This is a genomic window from Pseudomonas sp. RC2C2, from assembly GCF_018390435.1.
Classification (GTDB): Bacteria; Pseudomonadota; Gammaproteobacteria; order Pseudomonadales; family Pseudomonadaceae; genus Aquipseudomonas; species Aquipseudomonas donghuensis.
The window spans coordinates 2,675,561-2,691,817 of record NZ_JAHBAX010000001.1 but is presented as its reverse complement, the minus strand read 5'-3'; the positions used below and the strand labels follow the sequence as shown (position 1 = coordinate 2,691,817).

Sequence of the window (16,257 nt, the reverse complement as noted above, 5' to 3'; positions counted from 1 at the left end):
GATGACGCCAATCGACGCCAAGCGCCCGCTGCAGCTCAATGATCAGGGCCAGCTGCGCCACTTTCTCTCGCTCGACGGTTTGCCCCGCGAACTGCTGACCGAAATCCTCGACACCGCCGACTCGTTCCTCGAAGTCGGCGCCCGGGCCGTGAAGAAGGTCCCGCTGCTACGCGGCAAGACCGTCTGCAACGTGTTCTTCGAGAACTCCACCCGCACTCGTACCACCTTCGAACTGGCCGCCCAGCGGCTGTCGGCGGACGTCATCACCCTGAACGTGTCGACCTCCTCGACCAGCAAGGGCGAAACCCTGTTCGACACCCTGCGCAACCTCGAAGCCATGGCGGCCGACATGTTCGTCGTGCGCCATGCCGACTCGGGCGCCGCGCACTTCATCGCCGAGCATGTGTGCCCGGAGGTGGCGATCATCAACGGCGGCGACGGCCGCCACGCCCACCCGACCCAGGGCATGCTCGACATGCTCACCATTCGTCGACACAAGGGCGGCTTCGAGAACCTCTCGGTGGCCATCGTCGGCGACATCCTGCACTCGCGGGTCGCGCGCTCGAACATGCTCGCACTGAAAACCCTGGGCTGCCCGGATATCCGCGTGATCGGCCCGAAAACCCTGCTGCCGATCGGTATCGAGCAGTATGGCGTCAAGGTCTACACCGACCTCGAGCAAGGCCTCAAGGACGTCGACGTGGTGATCATGCTGCGCCTGCAGCGTGAGCGCATGGCCGGCGGCCTGCTGCCCAGCGAAGGCGAATTCTACCGCCTGTTCGGCCTGACCACCGCACGCCTGGCCGGAGCCAAACCGGATGCCATCGTCATGCACCCGGGCCCGATCAACCGCGGCGTGGAGATCGAATCGGCCGTGGCCGACGGCGCTCACTCGGTGATTCTCAACCAGGTCACCTACGGCATCGCGGTGCGCATGGCGGTGCTGTCCATGGCCATGAGCGGGCAGACCGCGCAACGTCAATTCGAGCAGGAGAACGCCCAGTGACCCTCAGTATTCTCGGCGCCCGGGTCATCGACCCCCTGAGTGGCCTGGACCAGACCACCGACCTGCACATCGATGCCGGCAAGATCATCGCCATCGGCGCCGCCCCGGCAGGCTTCAAGCCCGCGCGCAGCATCGACGCCCAGGGCCTGGTGGCCGCACCCGGCCTGGTCGACCTCAATGTCGCCCTGCGCGAGCCCGGTTACAGCCGCAAAGGCAGCATCGCCAGCGAAACCCGCGCCGCCGCTGCCGGCGGCGTCACCAGCCTGTGCTGCCCACCGCAGACCAAGCCTGTACTGGACACCTCGGCAGTGGCCGAACTGATCCTCGACCGCGCCCGCGAAGCCGGGCACAGCAAGGTCTATCCGATCGGCGCCCTGAGCAAAGGCCTGGAAGGCGAGCAGCTTGCAGAGCTGATCGCCCTGCGCGACGCCGGTTGCGTAGCCTTCGGCAACGGCCTCAATGCCTTTGCCAACAACCGCACCCTGGCCCGTGCCCTGGAGTACGCCGCGACCTTCGACCTGACGGTGATCTTCCACTCCCAGGACCGCGACCTGGCCCAGGGCGGCCTGGCCCACGAAGGCGCCATGGCCAGCTTCCTCGGCTTGCCGGGCATCCCGGAAACCGCCGAAACCGTGGCCCTGGCGCGTAACCTGCTGCTGGTCGAACAAACCGGCGTGCGCGCCCACTTCAGCCAGCTGACCAGCGCCCGCGGTGCGCGGCTGATCGCCCAGGCCCAGGCACTGGGCCTGCCGGTCACCGCCGACGTTGCCCTGTACCAGTTGATCCTCACCGACGAAGCGCTGCGCGACTTCTCAAGCCTCTACCACGTGCAACCGCCGCTGCGCACCCGTGCCGACCGCGACGGCCTGCGCGAGGCAGTGAAGTCCGGGGTGATCCAGGCGATCTCCAGCCATCACCAGCCCCATGAGCGTGATGCCAAGCTGGCGCCGTTCGGGGCGACCGAACCGGGCATCAGCAGCGTCGAACTGTTGTTGCCGCTGGCCATGACCCTGGTGGAGGACGGCCTGCTCGACCTGCCAACTTTGTTGCAGCGTTTGTCTGCGGGCCCTGCCGCGGCGCTGCGCCTGCCAGCGGGCGAGCTGAAGGTTGGCAGTGCGGCCGACCTGGTGCTGTTCGATGCCAAGGCCTCGACCGTCGCTGGCGAGCAGTGGCGCTCCAAGGGCGACAACTGCCCGTTCATCGGCCACTGCCTGCCGGGAGCGGTGCGTTATACCTTGGTCGATGGGCATATCAGTCACGAGACCTGAAGGTCAGCCACAAGCTGCAAGCCTTGAGCTACAAGCGGACCAGGCCAGTCGCCGGTCCGCTTTTTCTTGCCGCTTCAAGCTTGCAGCTTATCGCTCACACACATGTGTGTAGTTGAAATCCTTCCCACCACCCCCATATGAGTCTGCATCAGGCATTTTCGCCCCGCTGCGTGGAGACTCTCCCTTGACCACCATCGTTTCAGTTCGCCGCCACGGCAAAGTCGTCATGGGTGGCGACGGCCAGGTTTCCCTCGGCAACACCGTGATGAAAGGCAACGCCAAGAAAGTCCGCCGCCTGTACCACGGCCAGGTCATCGCCGGTTTCGCCGGTGCCACCGCCGACGCTTTCACCCTGTTCGAACGCTTCGAAGGGCAACTGGAAAAACACCAGGGCCATCTGGTCCGTGCCGCCGTGGAGCTGGCCAAGGAATGGCGTACCGACCGCTCCCTGAGCCGCCTGGAAGCCATGCTGGCTGTGGCCAACAAGGACGCCTCCTTGATCATTACCGGCAACGGTGACGTGGTCGAGCCCGAAGACGGCTTGATTGCCATGGGCTCCGGTGGCGCCTACGCCCAGGCCGCCGCCCGCGCCCTGCTGCAGAAGACCGACCTCTCGGCCCGCGAAATCGCCGAGACCGCGCTGAACATCGCCGGTGACATCTGTGTGTTCACCAACCATCACCTGACCATCGAGGAGCAGGACCTGGCCGAGTAATTCAGCTGTTCTGGCGCCCGGCCCCGGTGGCCGGGCTTTTCCACGCTGACTTATCGAGCCCAAGGACCATCATTACCATGTCCATGACCCCCCGCGAGATCGTCCACGAACTCAACCGCCACATCATCGGCCAGGACGACGCCAAGCGCGCCGTCGCCATCGCCTTGCGCAACCGCTGGCGGCGCATGCAGCTGCCAGCCGAGCTGCGCGTTGAGGTGACGCCGAAGAACATCCTGATGATCGGCCCGACCGGCGTCGGCAAGACCGAAATCGCCCGGCGCCTGGCCAAACTGGCCAATGCACCGTTCATCAAGGTCGAAGCGACCAAGTTCACCGAAGTCGGCTATGTCGGTCGTGACGTCGAGTCGATCATCCGCGACCTGGCCGATGCCGCAATCAAGATGCTCCGCGAGCAGGAAATCATCCGTGTCGGCCACCGCGCCGAAGACGCCGCCGAAGAGCGCATCCTCGATGCCCTGCTGCCGCCTGCGCGCACTGGCTTCAATGAAGACCAGGTGACCAGCCAGGACTCCAACACCCGTCAGCTGTTCCGCAAGCGCCTGCGTGAAGGCCAGCTGGACGACAAGGAAATCGAGATCGAAGTGGCCGAGGCCATGGGCGTCGACATTTCCGCGCCACCGGGCATGGAAGAGATGACCAACCAGCTGCAGAACCTGTTCGCCAACATGGGCAAGGGCAAGCGCAAGAGCCGCAAACTCAAGGTCAAGGAAGCGCTCAAGCTGGTGCGCGACGAAGAAGCCGGGCGCCTGGTCAACGAAGACGAGCTCAAGGCCAAGGCCCTGGAAGCGGTTGAGCAGCACGGCATCGTGTTCATCGACGAAATCGACAAGGTCGCCAAGCGCGGCAACGTCGGCGGCGCCGATGTCTCGCGCGAAGGTGTCCAGCGCGACCTGCTGCCGCTGATCGAAGGCTGCACGGTGAACACCAAGCTGGGCATGGTCAAGACCGACCATATCTTGTTCATCGCCTCCGGTGCCTTCCACCTGAGCAAGCCAAGCGACCTGGTGCCCGAGCTGCAAGGCCGTCTGCCGATCCGCGTCGAGCTCAAGGCCCTGAGCCCGGAAGACTTCGAGCGCATCCTCAGCGAACCGCACGCCTCGCTCACCGAGCAGTACCGTGAGCTGCTGAAAACCGAAGGCCTGAACATCGAGTTCGCCGCCGACGGCATCAAGCGCCTGGCCGAGATCGCCTGGCAGGTCAACGAGAAGACCGAGAACATCGGTGCCCGTCGCCTGCACACCCTGCTCGAGCGCCTGCTCGAAGAGGTGTCGTTCAGCGCCGGCGACCTGGCCAGCGCCCACAGCGAAGCGCCGATCCACATCGACGCCGACTACGTCAACAGTCACCTGGGCGAATTGGCGCAGAACGAAGACCTGTCACGCTACATCCTGTAGCGCAGCGGCAAGCTTCAAGTTGCAAGCTGCAAGCTGGACACCGGTGTCTTGCAGCTTGTAGCTTGCAGCTTGTAGCCCAAGAGCCCTTATCCATGACCAGACTCCCCAGCAGCATCAACCTGCACAAAGCTTCCAAGACCCTCTCCCTGACCTACGGGCCAGGCGAGGTGTACCACCTGCCCGCCGAATTCCTGCGCGTGCACTCCCCCTCCGCCGAGGTCCAGGGCCACGGCAATCCGATCCTGCAGTACGGCAAGCTCGGCGTCGGCCTGAGCGGGCTGGAACCTGCCGGCCAGTACGCACTGAAACTGACCTTCGACGACGGCCATGACAGCGGCCTGTTCACCTGGGAATACCTCGAGCAGCTGTGCCTGCGCCAGGAGGCCCTCTGGGCCGACTATCTCGATGAGCTGGCAAAGGCCGGAAAATCCCGCGACCCCAACGAGTCGATCGTCAAGCTGATGCTCTAGCTCGCGCCCTCCAGGGTTTAGAGCGCATTTTCTAATTCTATTTGCTTGAATGCCTGCACTACGGCCAATGAGTGGCCGTCTTGCGCTATACCAAAAAGTCGGGTAACCAATGGATCTGGCAAGTTCCCTGCATCGGATTTAATGCAGGGTCGGGCTGGTATGTAGAGGTCGCGAGCGAAAGCAGGCAGTCTTCTCACGCAGAAAAAACCCGCAGGGCTCATCGTCGTTTGCATCCGGCCGCAGGACCGCAGTTCGTTATCACTGGTCACCCGAGCAGCAGTACCGGGCGTTCGTCTGTGTAACGCGCACAGTCAACCGGTACTCGTCTCAGGACAACGGAGCGTCGTAGATGAGTAACAAGAATAACGATGACCTGCAGCGCCAAGCCTCGGAAAACACCCTGGGTCTGAACCCGGTGATCGGCTTGCGCCGCAAGGATTTGCTGACTTCTGCTCGAATGGTACTGCGTCAGGCCATTCGCCAACCGCTGCACAGTGCCAAGCATGTCGCGCATTTCGGCATGGAACTCAAGGATGTGATCTTCGGCAAGTCGAGCTTGCAACCGGAAAACGATGACCGTCGTTTTCACGACCCGGCCTGGAGCCAGAACCCGCTGTATCGCCGCTACCTGCAGACTTACCTGGCCTGGCGCAAGGAACTGCACGATTGGATCGGTAGCAGCAATCTTTCCGACCAGGACATCAGCCGCGGCCACTTCGTCATCAACCTGATGACCGAGGCCATGGCGCCGACCAACACGGCGGCCAACCCGGCGGCGGTCAAGCGCTTCTTCGAAACCGGCGGTAAGAGCCTGCTCGACGGCTTGTCGAACCTGGCCAAGGACTTGGTCAACAATGGCGGCATGCCCAGCCAGGTGAACATGGACGCCTTCGAGGTCGGCAAGAATCTGGGCACCAGCGAAGGCGCGGTGGTGTTTCGCAACGACGTGCTGGAGCTGATCCAGTACCGGCCGATCACCGAACAGGTGCTGGAAAAGCCGCTGTTGGTGGTGCCGCCGCAGATCAACAAGTTCTACGTCTTCGACCTCAGCCCGGAAAAGAGCCTGGCGCGTTTCTGCCTGCGCTCCAACGTGCAGACCTTCATCGTCAGTTGGCGCAACCCGACCAAGTCCCAGCGCGAATGGGGCCTGTCGACCTACATCGATGCGCTCAAGGAGGCGGTCGACGTGGTCCTGGCGATCACCGGCAGCAAGGACCTGAACATGCTCGGCGCCTGCTCCGGCGGCATCACCTGCACTGCGCTGGTGGGCCACTACGCGGCGCTGGGCGAGAAAAAGGTCAACGCCCTGACCCTGCTGGTCAGCGTGCTCGACACCACCCTCGACACCCAGGTGGCGCTGTTCGTCGACGAACAGACCCTCGAAGCCGCCAAGCGCCACTCCTACCAGGCCGGCGTGCTCGAAGGCCGCGACATGGCCAAGGTGTTCGCCTGGATGCGGCCCAACGACCTGATCTGGAACTACTGGGTCAACAACTACTTGCTGGGCAACGAGCCACCGGTGTTCGACATCCTGTTCTGGAACAACGACACCACGCGCCTGCCGGCCGCCTTCCACGGCGACCTGATCGAAATGTTCAAAAACAATCCACTGCTGCGCCCCGATGCACTGGAAGTGTGCGGCACACCGATCGACCTCAAGCAGGTGACCACCGACATCTTCAGCGTCGCCGGTACCGCCGATCACATCACCCCGTGGCAATCGTGCTACAAATCGGCCCAGCTGTTCGGTGGCAAGGTCGAGTTCCTGCTGTCCAACAGTGGGCACATCCAGAGCATCCTCAACCCGCCGGGCAACCCCAAGGCGCGTTACATGACCAACAGTGAAATGCCCGCCAGCGCCCTCGACTGGCAAGAGAACTCGACCAAGCACACCGACTCCTGGTGGCTGTACTGGCAGACCTGGCTGGCCGAGCGTTCGGGCAAGCTGAAGAAAGCGCCGGCCAACCTTGGCAACAAGGCTTATGTGGCCGGTGCCGCAGCGCCAGGGACCTACGTTCACGAGCGTTGATAGCGAACACCGCCGCAGCTCGAAAAGGCTGCGGCGTTTATCCACCACAGGGCTTCGCGCATGCCGCAACCGTATATTTTCAGGACCGTCGATCTGGATGGACAAACCATCCGCACCGCCGTCCGACCCGGCAAGCCGCACTTGACGCCCTTGCTGATCTTCAATGGTATCGGCGCCAACCTGGAGCTGGTATTCCCCTTCATCCAGGCCCTGGACCCGGACCTGGAGGTGATTGCCTTCGATGTGCCGGGCGTCGGTGGCTCATCGACCCCGCGCCACCCGTACCGCTTTCCCGGGCTGGCCAAGCTCACCACCCGCATGCTCGACTACCTCGACTATGGCCAGGTCAATGTCATTGGCGTGTCCTGGGGCGGTGCCCTGGCCCAGCAGTTCGCCCATGACTATCCCGAGCGCTGCAAGAAACTGGTGCTGGCCGCCACCGCCGCCGGTGCGGTGATGGTCCCGGGCAAGCCCAAGGTGCTGTGGTTGATGGCCAGCCCCAGGCGCTACGTGCAACCGTCCCATGTCATCCGCATCGCGCCACAGATCTACGGCGGCGGTTTTCGCCGCGACCCTGACCTGGCCTTGTCGCACGCGGCCAAGGTGCGCTCCGGGGGCAAGCTTGGTTACTACTGGCAGCTGTTTGCCGGGCTCGGCTGGACCAGCATTCACTGGCTGCACAAGATCCAGCAGCCGACCCTGGTGCTGGCTGGCGACGACGATCCGCTAATTCCCTTGATCAACATGCGTCTGTTGGCCTGGCGAATTCCCAATGCCCAGCTACACATAATCGACGACGGTCATTTGTTCCTGATCACCCGGGCCGAGACCGTCGCCCCGATCATCATGAAGTTCCTCCAGCAAGAGCGCCAACGCGCCGTCATGCACCCTCGGCCCGCTCCCAGCAGCTGAGAAGCCTGCCACACCCGAGCCCTTGGCAGGACGCCAGGCAACCCGGGTGCGCGGCGTGAGGTTGGTGTCGCTCTTGCATTGATGTGTTTGTTGATGGCCTGACGACGGAGTGTTGCCTGATGAAAGACAAACCCGCGAAGGGATCGCTACCGGTCCCCGCCACCTATATGAACGTGCAGAGTGCGATCAGCGGCCTGCGCGGTCGTGACCTGCTCTCGACCTTGCGCAGTGTCAGCCGCCATGGCCTGCGCCATCCGCTGCACACCGCCAAGCACATGCTCGCCCTGGGCAATCAACTAGGCAAAGTGCTGCTCGGCGAAACCCCCTATCAACCCAACCCCCGCGACAACCGCTTCAAGGACCCGGCCTGGAGCCAGAACCCGCTCTACAGCCGCGGCCTGCAGGCGTACCTGGCGTGGCAGAAGCAGACCCGCCTGTGGATCGATGAAAGCCAGCTGGAACCGGACGACCGCGCCCGCGCGCACTTCCTGTTCACCTTGTTCAACGATGCCGTGTCGCCCAGCAACTCGCTGCTCAACCCCCTGGCGGTCAAGGAACTGTTCAACTCCGGCGGCCTGAGCCTGGTGCGTGGCATCAACCACCTGCTCGATGACCTGCGCCACAACGACGGCCTGCCGCGCCAGGTCAACCCACAAGCCTTTGAAGTCGGCCGCAACCTGGCCACCACGCCGGGCGCGGTGGTGTTTCGCAACGAGCTGCTGGAGCTGATCCAGTACAAGCCGATGAGCGAAAAACAGTATGCCAAGCCGCTGTTGGTGGTACCGCCGCAGATCAACAAGTTCTACATCTTCGACCTGAGCCCGGCCAACAGCTTCGTTCAGTACATGCTCAAGAACGGCTTGCAGACCTTCATGATCAGCTGGCGCAACCCCGACCCGCGTCATCGCGAGTGGGGCCTGTCGAGCTACGTCGAAGCGCTGGAAGAAGCCATGAACGTGTGCAGGGCGATCACCGGCAGCCGCGAGATCAACCTCATGGGCGCCTGCGCCGGCGGCCTGACCATGGCCGCGCTGCAAGGCCACTTGCAGGCCAAGCGCCAGTTGCGCCGGGTCAACAGCGCCACCTACCTGGTCAGCCTGCTCGACAGCCAGATCGACAGCCCGGCCAGCCTGTTCGCCGATGAACAAACCCTGGAAGCGGCCAAGCGCCGCTCCTACCAGCAAGGGGTGCTCGATGGCCGCGAAATCGCCCGGGTGTTTGCCTGGATGCGTCCCAACGACCTGATCTGGAACTACTGGGTCAACAACTACCTGCTGGGCAAGGCGCCACCGGCGTTCGACATTCTCTACTGGAACAACGACAACACCCGCCTGCCGGCCGCGCTGCATGGCGACCTGCTGGACTTCTTCAAGCACAACCCGCTGGCCCATGCCGCGGGCCTTGAGGTGTGCGGCACGCCGATCGACCTGCAGAAGGTCAACGTCGACAGTTTCAGCGTCGCCGGCAACAACGACCACATCACCCCCTGGGATGCGGTGTATCGCTCGGCATTGCTGCTCGGTGGCGACAAGCGCTTCATCCTCGCCAACAGCGGCCATGTACAGAGCATCATCAACCCACCGGGCAACCCCAAGGCGCATTACGTCGACAACTCGCGCCTGAGCAGTGACCCGCGGGCCTGGCTCTACGATGGCAAGCAGATCGACGGCAGTTGGTGGCCGCAGTGGCTGGAATGGATTCAAGCGCGCTCCGGCGCCCAGCGCGAAACCCTGATGGCCCTTGGCAACCAGCACTACCCTCCCATGGACCCCGCGCCCGGCAGCTACGTCCAGGCGCGCTGAACAAGAAGAACGGATGAAAACCCGCGACCGTATCCTCGAATGTGCCCTGCAGTTGTTCAACCGCCAGGGCGAGCCGAATGTCTCGACCCTGGAGATTGCCAACGAGATGGGCATCAGCCCGGGCAACCTCTACTACCACTTCCACGGCAAGGAGCCGCTGGTGCTGGGGTTGTTCGAACGTTTCGAGGAGGAGCTCACGCCACTGCTCGACCCGCCGCTGGAAGTGCGCCTGGATGCCGAGGACTACTGGCTGTTCCTGCACTTGATCGTCGAGCGCATGGCCCAGTACCGCTTCCTGTTCCAGGACCTGTCGAACCTGACCGGGCGCTTGCCCAAGCTGGCTCGCGGCATGCGCAACCTGCTCAACGCCCTCAAGCGCACCCTGGCGGCGCTGCTGGCCAGCCTCAAGGCGCAGGGCCAGGTGCTCAGCGATACTCGGGCGTTGGGGCAGCTTGTTGAGCAGATCACCCTGACGCTGCTGTTCTCGCTCGATTACCAGCGGGTGCTGGCCCGTGAAGGTGAGGTGGGGGTGGTGGTGTATCAGGTGATGATGCTGGTGGCGCCGCACCTGGAGGCGGGCTCGCGGCATGCAGCCGAGCAGTTGGCGCTAAGGTATCTGGAGGGCTGAAAGCACGCGGGGCAAGTCGGGTCGCCGCACCGCCGCTCCCACAAAATCCTGTGGGAGCGGCGGTGCGGCGACCCGACTTGCCCCGCGATAAAGCCAGTATCAGGACTGGCTGATCGGGCTTACCGGTGCCAATGGCGCCACAGAGGCCGGTGCAGCACTGGCTACCGATGCCGGGCTTGGCGCCGGTGCAGCGCTGGCCGCAGGTGCCGCCGGCTTCGCTGCTGCAGGTTTAGCTGCTGGCTTGGCCGCTGGCTTCTTCACTGCCGGTTTCTTCGCCGCAGCCGGTTTGGCTGCTGGCTTGGCCGCAGGTTTAGCCGCTGCGGTTTTCGCCGCTGGCTTGGCTGCAGGTTTAGCCGCTGCAGTTTTTGCTGCAGGTTTCGCCGCCGCTTTCGGTGCAGCCTTGGCCAATGGCTTGGCTGCAGCCTTGCTCGCTGCCGGCTTTTTCGAGATGGGCGTCACCGATGCACCGGTCAGCTTCTCGATCTGCTTGGTCAGCGTGTCGACCTGCTTGTGCAGGGCGGCGACTTCATTGCGGCTCGGAACGCCCAGACGCGAAATGGCACTGTTCAGGCGCTTGTCGAAAGCCTCTTCGAGCTCGCCCCATTTGCCCAGCGCGCGATCTTTGACATTACTGACCCGAGAGCTAGCCGATTTCGCAGTAGCCTTGGCCGAGTCGACCGAACTCTTGGCTAGCTTCTCAGCTTTCTCACCATCCTTGACCAGGGTGTCGAACAGCTTGCTGCCATCCGCATCGATCTTGGAGTAGATACCCAAACCAGCCAGCCAGATCTTGCGGGAATACTTCTCGATCCCCCCGACCCAGGAGCTGCCTTCTTTCTCAGTATTCTTCTTGCCAGCCATCCCGCTCTCCTTATTGTTTACGTGCGACACGTTCAAGCAATGCCGTGAGCTCATCGAGCTTGGCAGAGAGTGCCTCCACGTCATGTTTAGACGGAATGCCGATGCGATTCAAGGCGCTTGCGACCCGCGTGTCGAAAGCCTTTTCGATTTTGTCGAGTTGAACCTCGACCTTGCCCTTGACGCTGGTCAGCTCGCCCTTCACCGAATCAATCTCGGAGTTGGCAGCATCGACCTTCGCATCGAGTTTTTTCTTGCCGCGTTGTTCTACCGATTCGCCGGCCTTGACCAGCTCTTTAAGGTAGTCGGCACCTTCCTGACCTACCCGGGTGTAAGCCCCCAGGCCTGCCAGCCAGATCTTGCGCGCGTAGCCGCGCACCTCACCCAACCTGCGCTGGGCGTCGTCTTTTTTCTTCAGGATCACTTTGGCCATGCTCTGCACCTCACGCTCTGAACGGAAATGGAGGAACTGCCCACGGAAGTTGGGCCTGAGCACAAGGTAGGGGGGAAAATTAGAATTGGCACACTAATAAAGGGGCAGCGGCAAGCTTCAAGCTTCAAGCGGCAAGAAAGGGCAGCGGTGATCTTGAAACCGTCGCCCCCTCCCATTCACCGCGAAGCACTTGCAGCTTGCAGCTTGAAGCTCCCCCCTTGAGCCGCTAGGCGAGCGCCTTATCCAGCGCCCGCTCGATCTCACTCTTGATGGTCCCGCTCATCATCGACAGCATCATGCCCAGCTTCAGCTCGACCTTGATGCTGTCCTCGCCAATCAGCACGCTGCCGTTGGCACCACTGCGCTTGACCTCGACCCGGTCGCCGTTCCAGCTGGCCTTGAGGTCGTATTCGCGGGCCAGCTTGTCGACCAGGGCTTCGGCCTTTTGCCGGGCCGCGTCGCGGCCCAGGCTGTGTTTGCGTTCAACGCTGATCTGGGTCATTCATTCAATCCTGGGTTCGAAGGCATACTTATATTATGCCCGCGCCCCACCTGCGACACACCCCGCCAAGACAAATCCGACCGTACGCCCTAGAATGGCCAGTAATTTTTTCCGGTGAAGCGATATGAACGATCAGCGCAAAGGCGACCACGCCGAACCCACCACCCACTTCGGCTACAAGAACGTGCCGGAAAGCCAGAAGGCCGAGAAAGTCGCCGAGGTGTTCCACTCGGTGGCGGCCAAGTACGACCTGATGAACGATGTGCTCTCCGGCGGCATGCACCGCCTGTGGAAGCGCTTCACCATCGAGCTGTCGGGCGTGCGCCCGGGTAACCGGGTGCTCGACATCGCCGGCGGCACTGGCGACCTGGCGGCCAAGTTCTCGCACCTGGTCGGCCCTACCGGCCAGGTGGTGCTGGCCGACATCAACGAGTCGATGCTCAAGGTCGGTCGCGACCGCCTGCTCGACCGCGGCGTGGCAGGCAACATCGAGTTCGTCCAGGCCGACGCCGAAAAACTGCCATTCCCGGACAACCACTTCGACTGCGTGACCATCGCCTTCGGCCTGCGCAACGTCACCCACAAGGAAGACGCCATCCGCTCCATGCTGCGGGTGCTCAAGCCCGGTGGCCGGTTGCTGGTGCTGGAATTCTCCAAACCGACCAACAAGCTGATGTCCAAGGTCTACGACGCCTACTCGTTCGCCTTCATGCCGCTGGCCGGCAAGCTGATCACCAACGACTCGGAAAGCTACCGCTACCTGGCCGAATCGATCCGCATGCACCCCGACCAGGAAACCCTCAAGGCGATGATGGTCGAGGCCGGCTTCGATCGCGTCACCTACCACAACATGACCAGCGGCATCGTCGCCCTGCACCGGGGAATCAAGCCCTGATGCTCCTGGCCGGCCTGCTCGCCAGCGTCGAACACGGCCTCAACCGTGTTTTGCGCCTGGACAGCACAGCGCTGCCGCGCTTGAGCCCGCTGGACGGCAAGGTGATTGCCATCGACTGCCGCCAGCCGGCCTTGCAGCTGTTCATCCTGCCCAGCGACGAAGGCCTGATGCTCGCCGCGCACTGGGCCAATGAGGCTGACTGCACCTTGCGTGCGCCGGCCAGCAGCCTGGTGCGCCTGGCCCTGAGCCAGGACAAGAGCGCGGTGCTGCACAGCCCGCAGGTCGAGCTTGAAGGCGATAGCGCGGTGCTGCTCGATCTGGTCGCGGTGCTGCAGGACCTGGAGCTTGACTGGGAGTACGAAGTCTCCCGCTGGCTGGGGCCGATCGCCACGCAGTTGCTCAGCGGCCATTTGCGCAGCCGCGCCAACTGGACCCGCCAGGGCCTGGCGGCGCTCAACCAGAACCTCTCCGAGTACCTCGCCGAAGAGGCCCGGACCCTGGTAGGCCAGCGCGAAGCCGAAGCCCGTTTCAGCGAACTCGACACGCTAAAAGTCGATATTGAACGCCTTGAGGCGCGCATCGAGCGCCTTGCCCGATCCCTTGATACCAGCGATAACGCATGAAGCTGCTTGCCGTCCGCCGTCTGTTGCGCATCCAGCGCGTCGTGATCCGTTACCGTCTCGATGACCTGCTGTTCGCCCTGCCCCTGCCCTGGTGGCTGATGGGCCTGCGCTATGCCATGCCCTGGCGCTGGCTGCCGCGCAAAGAGCTGGAGCTCAGCCGTGGCGCGCGCCTGCGCCTGGCGCTGCAGGACCTGGGGCCGATCTTCATCAAGTTCGGCCAGTTGCTGTCGACCCGCCGCGACCTGCTGCCCGAAGACATCGCCGACGAGCTGATGCTGCTGCAGGACCGGGTGCCGCCGTTCGATCCGCAAAAAGCCATCGCCCTGATCGAAGAACAGCTCGGGGCGAAGATCAGCGAGGTGTTCAGCCGCTTTGACGTCGAGCCGTTGGCTTCGGCATCGGTGGCCCAGGTACACGCGGCCAAGCTCAAGAGCGGCGAAGAGGTGGTGGTCAAGGTGGTGCGCCCGGGCCTCAAGCCGGTCATTGCTCAGGACCTGGCCTGGCTGTTCCTGATTGCCCGCGGCGCCGAACGGGTTTCGGCCGATGCACGCCTGCTGCACCCGGTGGAAGTGGTCAACGACTACGAAAAGACCATCTACGACGAACTCGACCTGTTGCGCGAAGCGGCCAACGCCAGCCAGCTCAAGCGTAACTTCGAAGGCTCGGAGATGATGTACGTGCCCCAGGTGTACTGGGACTGGTGCCGGCCTAAAGTGCTGGTGATGGAGCGCATCTACGGTATTCAGGTCACTGACCTGGCGACCCTGGCCGACCAGCGCACCGACATGAAGATGCTCGCCGAGCGTGGCGTGGAGATCTTCTTCACCCAGGTCTTTCGCGACAGCTTCTTCCATGCCGACATGCACCCAGGCAACATCTTCGTCAGCACGGTCAAGCCGTGGTGCCCGCAGTACATTGCCATCGACTGCGGCATCGTCGGCAGCCTGACCCCCGAGGACCAGGACTACCTGGCACGCAACCTGTTTGCCTTCTTCAAGCGCGACTACCGCCGTGTGGCGCAGTTGCACATTGACTCGGGCTGGGTACCGGCACAGACCAAACTGAATGAATTCGAAGCGGCGATCCGCACCGTGTGCGAGCCGATCTTCGAAAAACCGTTAAAGGATATTTCTTTCGGCCAGGTGCTGATGCGCCTGTTCCAGACCGCGCGGCGCTTCAACATGGAAGTCCAGCCGCAGCTTGTTCTGTTGCAGAAGACCCTGCTCAACATCGAAGGCCTGGGCCGCCAGCTGTACCCGGACCTGGACCTGTGGACCACCGCCCAGCCGTTCCTCGAGCGCTGGATGCGCGAACGGGTCAGCCCCAAGACCCTGCTGCAGAACCTGCATGGCCAGGTCGAGCAGATCCCGCACCTGGCCGGCATGACTCGCGACCTGCTCGAACGCATGTCGCAGCCGCACCTGGCCGACCCGCCCGCGACCTGGCAGCCGAAGAACGATCACTGGGCCCTGCGCCTGCTCGGTGCCGGGCTGCTCGGCGGCGGCGCCACCCTGGCTGCCGGCGCGGTCAGCCTCAGCGCTCCCGCTGCCTGGCCTGCCTGGTTGATGCTGGCCGCTGGCCTCTACCTGATCGTGCGTCGATAGCCAGCCGGGCTGCTGGCTGGCACACTAGCACAAGGGTTCGGCAAAGGATCGGACCCGGCTTTGGAGTCGAAAATGAAAGACTGGCTGGACGAGATCAACTGGAACAGCGATGGCCTGGTACCGGCTATCGCCCAGGACCACAAGACCGGGCGCGTGCTGATGATGGCCTGGATGAACCGCGAAGCGCTGGCGCTGACCGCCGCCGAGCAGCGGGCCATCTACTGGTCACGTTCGCGTGGCAAACTGTGGCGCAAGGGCGAAGAATCCGGCCACGTGCAAAAGCTGCACGAAATGCGCCTGGACTGCGACGCCGACGTGATCATCCTGATGGTTGAACAACTGGGTCATATCGCCTGCCATACCGGCCGCGAGAGCTGCTTCTACCGGGTCTTCGACAACGGTGAGTGGAAGACCGTCGATCCGGTCATCAAGGACCCGCATGCCATCTACAGCGCAGGACATTGACATGAGCGACACCCTGACCCGCCTGGCCGAAGTACTGGAAGCGCGCAAAGGCGCCGAGCCCGACAGCTCGTACGTGGCCAGCCTGTATCACAAGGGCCTGAACAAGATTCTGGAAAAGCTCGGCGAAGAGTCGGTCGAGACCATCATCGCCGCCAAGGATGCCGCCCACAGCGGCGACTGCAGCGATGTCATCTACGAGACCGCCGATCTGTGGTTCCATAGCCTGGTCATGCTCGCCCAACTGGGCCAGCACCCGCAGGCGGTGCTGGACGAACTGGACCGCCGTTTCGGCCTGTCCGGGCACGCCGAGAAAGCAGCGCGTCAGCCGTCGGCCTAACTGAATTATTTCGAGGGATTGCACCATGGGTATTTTTGACTGGAAACACTGGATCGTCCTGCTGGTCGTGGTGGTACTGGTGTTTGGTACCAAGAAGCTGAAGAACTTCGGCAGCGACCTGGGCGAGTCGATCAAGGGCTTCAAGAAAGCCATGAACGAAGAAGAGACCAAACCGGCCGAACAGACGCCCCCTCCGGTGCAACCCGTCCAGCCGCAGGCCACTTCGCCGCTGAACCAGCCGCAGACCATCGATGGCCAGGCCCACAAGGTCGAAGAGCCGATCAGGAAAGATTGA

Annotated in this window: 18 protein-coding genes; 15 read left to right on the top strand and 3 right to left on the bottom strand. The window is 63.2% G+C overall.

Annotation, left to right across the window (positions count from 1 at the left end):
• The first annotated feature begins 1 nt into the window (after position 1).
• From KHO53_RS12460 to KHO53_RS12420, 9 genes are all read left to right on the top strand, one after another.
• Positions 2 to 1,006, top strand: a complete 1,005-nt coding sequence (locus tag KHO53_RS12460; protein ID WP_010221491.1) for an aspartate carbamoyltransferase catalytic subunit — start codon at positions 2 to 4, stop codon at positions 1,004 to 1,006.
• Entirely contained in the window at positions 1,003 to 2,274 is a 1,272-nt protein-coding gene (locus KHO53_RS12455) for a dihydroorotase (protein ID WP_036995449.1), read from the top strand. The genes KHO53_RS12460 and KHO53_RS12455 overlap by 4 nt, the downstream gene beginning before the upstream one ends.
• 184 nt (positions 2,275 to 2,458) lie before the next feature.
• Positions 2,459 to 2,989, top strand: coding sequence for an ATP-dependent protease subunit HslV (gene hslV, locus KHO53_RS12450; RefSeq protein ID WP_010221489.1), 531 nt, complete (start codon positions 2,459 to 2,461; stop codon positions 2,987 to 2,989).
• A gap of 77 nt (positions 2,990 to 3,066) precedes the next feature.
• Entirely contained in the window at positions 3,067 to 4,404 is a 1,338-nt protein-coding gene (hslU, locus tag KHO53_RS12445; protein ID WP_010221488.1) for an ATP-dependent protease ATPase subunit HslU, read from the top strand.
• 92 nt (positions 4,405 to 4,496) lie between these two features.
• Positions 4,497 to 4,874, top strand: a complete 378-nt coding sequence (locus KHO53_RS12440) for a gamma-butyrobetaine hydroxylase family protein (RefSeq protein ID WP_010221487.1) — start codon at positions 4,497 to 4,499, stop codon at positions 4,872 to 4,874.
• A gap of 349 nt (positions 4,875 to 5,223) precedes the next feature.
• A complete protein-coding gene (phaC, locus tag KHO53_RS12435; RefSeq protein WP_036995448.1) occupies positions 5,224 to 6,903 on the top strand; it encodes a class II poly(R)-hydroxyalkanoic acid synthase in 1,680 nt (559 codons plus the stop codon).
• A 60-nt stretch (positions 6,904 to 6,963) separates the two neighbouring features.
• Entirely contained in the window at positions 6,964 to 7,815 is an 852-nt protein-coding gene (gene phaZ, locus KHO53_RS12430; RefSeq protein ID WP_010221485.1) for a poly(3-hydroxyalkanoate) depolymerase, read from the top strand.
• A gap of 119 nt (positions 7,816 to 7,934) precedes the next feature.
• The gene (gene phaC, locus KHO53_RS12425) at positions 7,935 to 9,617 is read left to right on the top strand and encodes a class II poly(R)-hydroxyalkanoic acid synthase (RefSeq protein WP_036995447.1); all 1,683 of its coding nucleotides are present in this window, start codon (positions 7,935 to 7,937) and stop codon (positions 9,615 to 9,617) included.
• A 13-nt stretch (positions 9,618 to 9,630) separates the two neighbouring features.
• A complete protein-coding gene (locus KHO53_RS12420; protein WP_010221483.1) occupies positions 9,631 to 10,245 on the top strand; it encodes a TetR/AcrR family transcriptional regulator in 615 nt (204 codons plus the stop codon).
• Positions 10,246 to 10,344: 99 nt separating this feature from the next.
• Here KHO53_RS12420 and KHO53_RS12415 read toward each other — a convergent pair whose 3' ends face one another.
• The 3 genes from KHO53_RS12415 to KHO53_RS12405 form a co-directional block, all read right to left on the bottom strand.
• On the bottom strand, positions 10,345 to 11,106 hold the full coding sequence (locus KHO53_RS12415) for a phasin family protein (protein ID WP_100782641.1): 762 nt from the start codon (positions 11,104 to 11,106) through the stop codon (positions 10,345 to 10,347).
• A 10-nt stretch (positions 11,107 to 11,116) separates the two neighbouring features.
• Positions 11,117 to 11,536 carry a phasin family protein gene (locus KHO53_RS12410; RefSeq protein ID WP_010222343.1) on the bottom strand — a complete coding sequence of 140 codons (420 nt, stop codon included), beginning with the start codon at positions 11,534 to 11,536 and terminating at the stop codon, positions 11,117 to 11,119.
• 226 nt (positions 11,537 to 11,762) lie between these two features.
• Positions 11,763 to 12,038, bottom strand: a complete 276-nt coding sequence (locus KHO53_RS12405) for a polyhydroxyalkanoic acid system family protein (protein ID WP_010222342.1) — start codon at positions 12,036 to 12,038, stop codon at positions 11,763 to 11,765.
• 124 nt (positions 12,039 to 12,162) lie between these two features.
• On the opposite strand from KHO53_RS12405, the gene ubiE reads away from it, so the two are divergent.
• From ubiE to KHO53_RS12375, 6 genes are all read left to right on the top strand, one after another.
• Positions 12,163 to 12,933, top strand: a complete 771-nt coding sequence (gene ubiE / locus KHO53_RS12400; RefSeq protein WP_010222341.1) for a bifunctional demethylmenaquinone methyltransferase/2-methoxy-6-polyprenyl-1,4-benzoquinol methylase UbiE — start codon at positions 12,163 to 12,165, stop codon at positions 12,931 to 12,933.
• The gene (locus KHO53_RS12395) at positions 12,933 to 13,556 is read left to right on the top strand and encodes a ubiquinone biosynthesis accessory factor UbiJ (RefSeq protein ID WP_010222340.1); all 624 of its coding nucleotides are present in this window, start codon (positions 12,933 to 12,935) and stop codon (positions 13,554 to 13,556) included. Before ubiE ends, KHO53_RS12395 begins: the two co-directional genes overlap by 1 nt.
• Positions 13,553 to 15,160: a ubiquinone biosynthesis regulatory protein kinase UbiB gene (ubiB, locus tag KHO53_RS12390; protein WP_213570352.1), complete on the top strand. Its 1,608-nt coding sequence runs from the start codon at positions 13,553 to 13,555 to the stop codon at positions 15,158 to 15,160. Before KHO53_RS12395 ends, ubiB begins: the two co-directional genes overlap by 4 nt.
• A gap of 72 nt (positions 15,161 to 15,232) precedes the next feature.
• Positions 15,233 to 15,625 (top strand): phosphoribosyl-AMP cyclohydrolase, encoded by a 393-nt coding sequence (gene hisI, locus KHO53_RS12385; protein ID WP_010222338.1) that lies wholly within the window; start codon positions 15,233 to 15,235, stop codon positions 15,623 to 15,625.
• Position 15,626: 1 nt separating this feature from the next.
• Positions 15,627 to 15,962, top strand: a complete 336-nt coding sequence (locus KHO53_RS12380) for a phosphoribosyl-ATP diphosphatase (RefSeq protein WP_010222337.1) — start codon at positions 15,627 to 15,629, stop codon at positions 15,960 to 15,962.
• A gap of 25 nt (positions 15,963 to 15,987) precedes the next feature.
• Entirely contained in the window at positions 15,988 to 16,257 is a 270-nt protein-coding gene (locus tag KHO53_RS12375; protein ID WP_010222335.1) for a twin-arginine translocase TatA/TatE family subunit, read from the top strand.

Excerpts from the sequence above, each read along its gene's own strand:
- phaZ (WP_010221485.1), top strand. The coding sequence starts at position 6,964 with ATGCCGCAACCGTATATTTTCAGGACCGTCGATCTGGATGGACAAACC.
- KHO53_RS12440 (WP_010221487.1), top strand. The coding sequence starts at position 4,497 with ATGACCAGACTCCCCAGCAGCATCAACCTGCACAAAGCTTCCAAGACC.
- KHO53_RS12410 (WP_010222343.1), bottom strand. The coding sequence starts at position 11,536 with ATGGCCAAAGTGATCCTGAAGAAAAAAGACGACGCCCAGCGCAGGTTG.
- phaC (WP_036995448.1), top strand. The coding sequence starts at position 5,224 with ATGAGTAACAAGAATAACGATGACCTGCAGCGCCAAGCCTCGGAAAAC.
- hslU (WP_010221488.1), top strand. The coding sequence starts at position 3,067 with ATGTCCATGACCCCCCGCGAGATCGTCCACGAACTCAACCGCCACATC.
- KHO53_RS12380 (WP_010222337.1), top strand. The coding sequence starts at position 15,627 with ATGAGCGACACCCTGACCCGCCTGGCCGAAGTACTGGAAGCGCGCAAA.
- KHO53_RS12375 (WP_010222335.1), top strand. The coding sequence starts at position 15,988 with ATGGGTATTTTTGACTGGAAACACTGGATCGTCCTGCTGGTCGTGGTG.
- KHO53_RS12405 (WP_010222342.1), bottom strand. The coding sequence starts at position 12,038 with ATGACCCAGATCAGCGTTGAACGCAAACACAGCCTGGGCCGCGACGCG.
- ubiB (WP_213570352.1), top strand. The coding sequence starts at position 13,553 with ATGAAGCTGCTTGCCGTCCGCCGTCTGTTGCGCATCCAGCGCGTCGTG.
- hisI (WP_010222338.1), top strand. The coding sequence starts at position 15,233 with ATGAAAGACTGGCTGGACGAGATCAACTGGAACAGCGATGGCCTGGTA.
- phaC (WP_036995447.1), top strand. The coding sequence starts at position 7,935 with ATGAAAGACAAACCCGCGAAGGGATCGCTACCGGTCCCCGCCACCTAT.
- KHO53_RS12460 (WP_010221491.1), top strand. The coding sequence starts at position 2 with ATGACGCCAATCGACGCCAAGCGCCCGCTGCAGCTCAATGATCAGGGC.
- KHO53_RS12420 (WP_010221483.1), top strand. The coding sequence starts at position 9,631 with ATGAAAACCCGCGACCGTATCCTCGAATGTGCCCTGCAGTTGTTCAAC.
- KHO53_RS12395 (WP_010222340.1), top strand. The coding sequence starts at position 12,933 with ATGCTCCTGGCCGGCCTGCTCGCCAGCGTCGAACACGGCCTCAACCGT.
- ubiE (WP_010222341.1), top strand. The coding sequence starts at position 12,163 with ATGAACGATCAGCGCAAAGGCGACCACGCCGAACCCACCACCCACTTC.
- KHO53_RS12415 (WP_100782641.1), bottom strand. The coding sequence starts at position 11,106 with ATGGCTGGCAAGAAGAATACTGAGAAAGAAGGCAGCTCCTGGGTCGGG.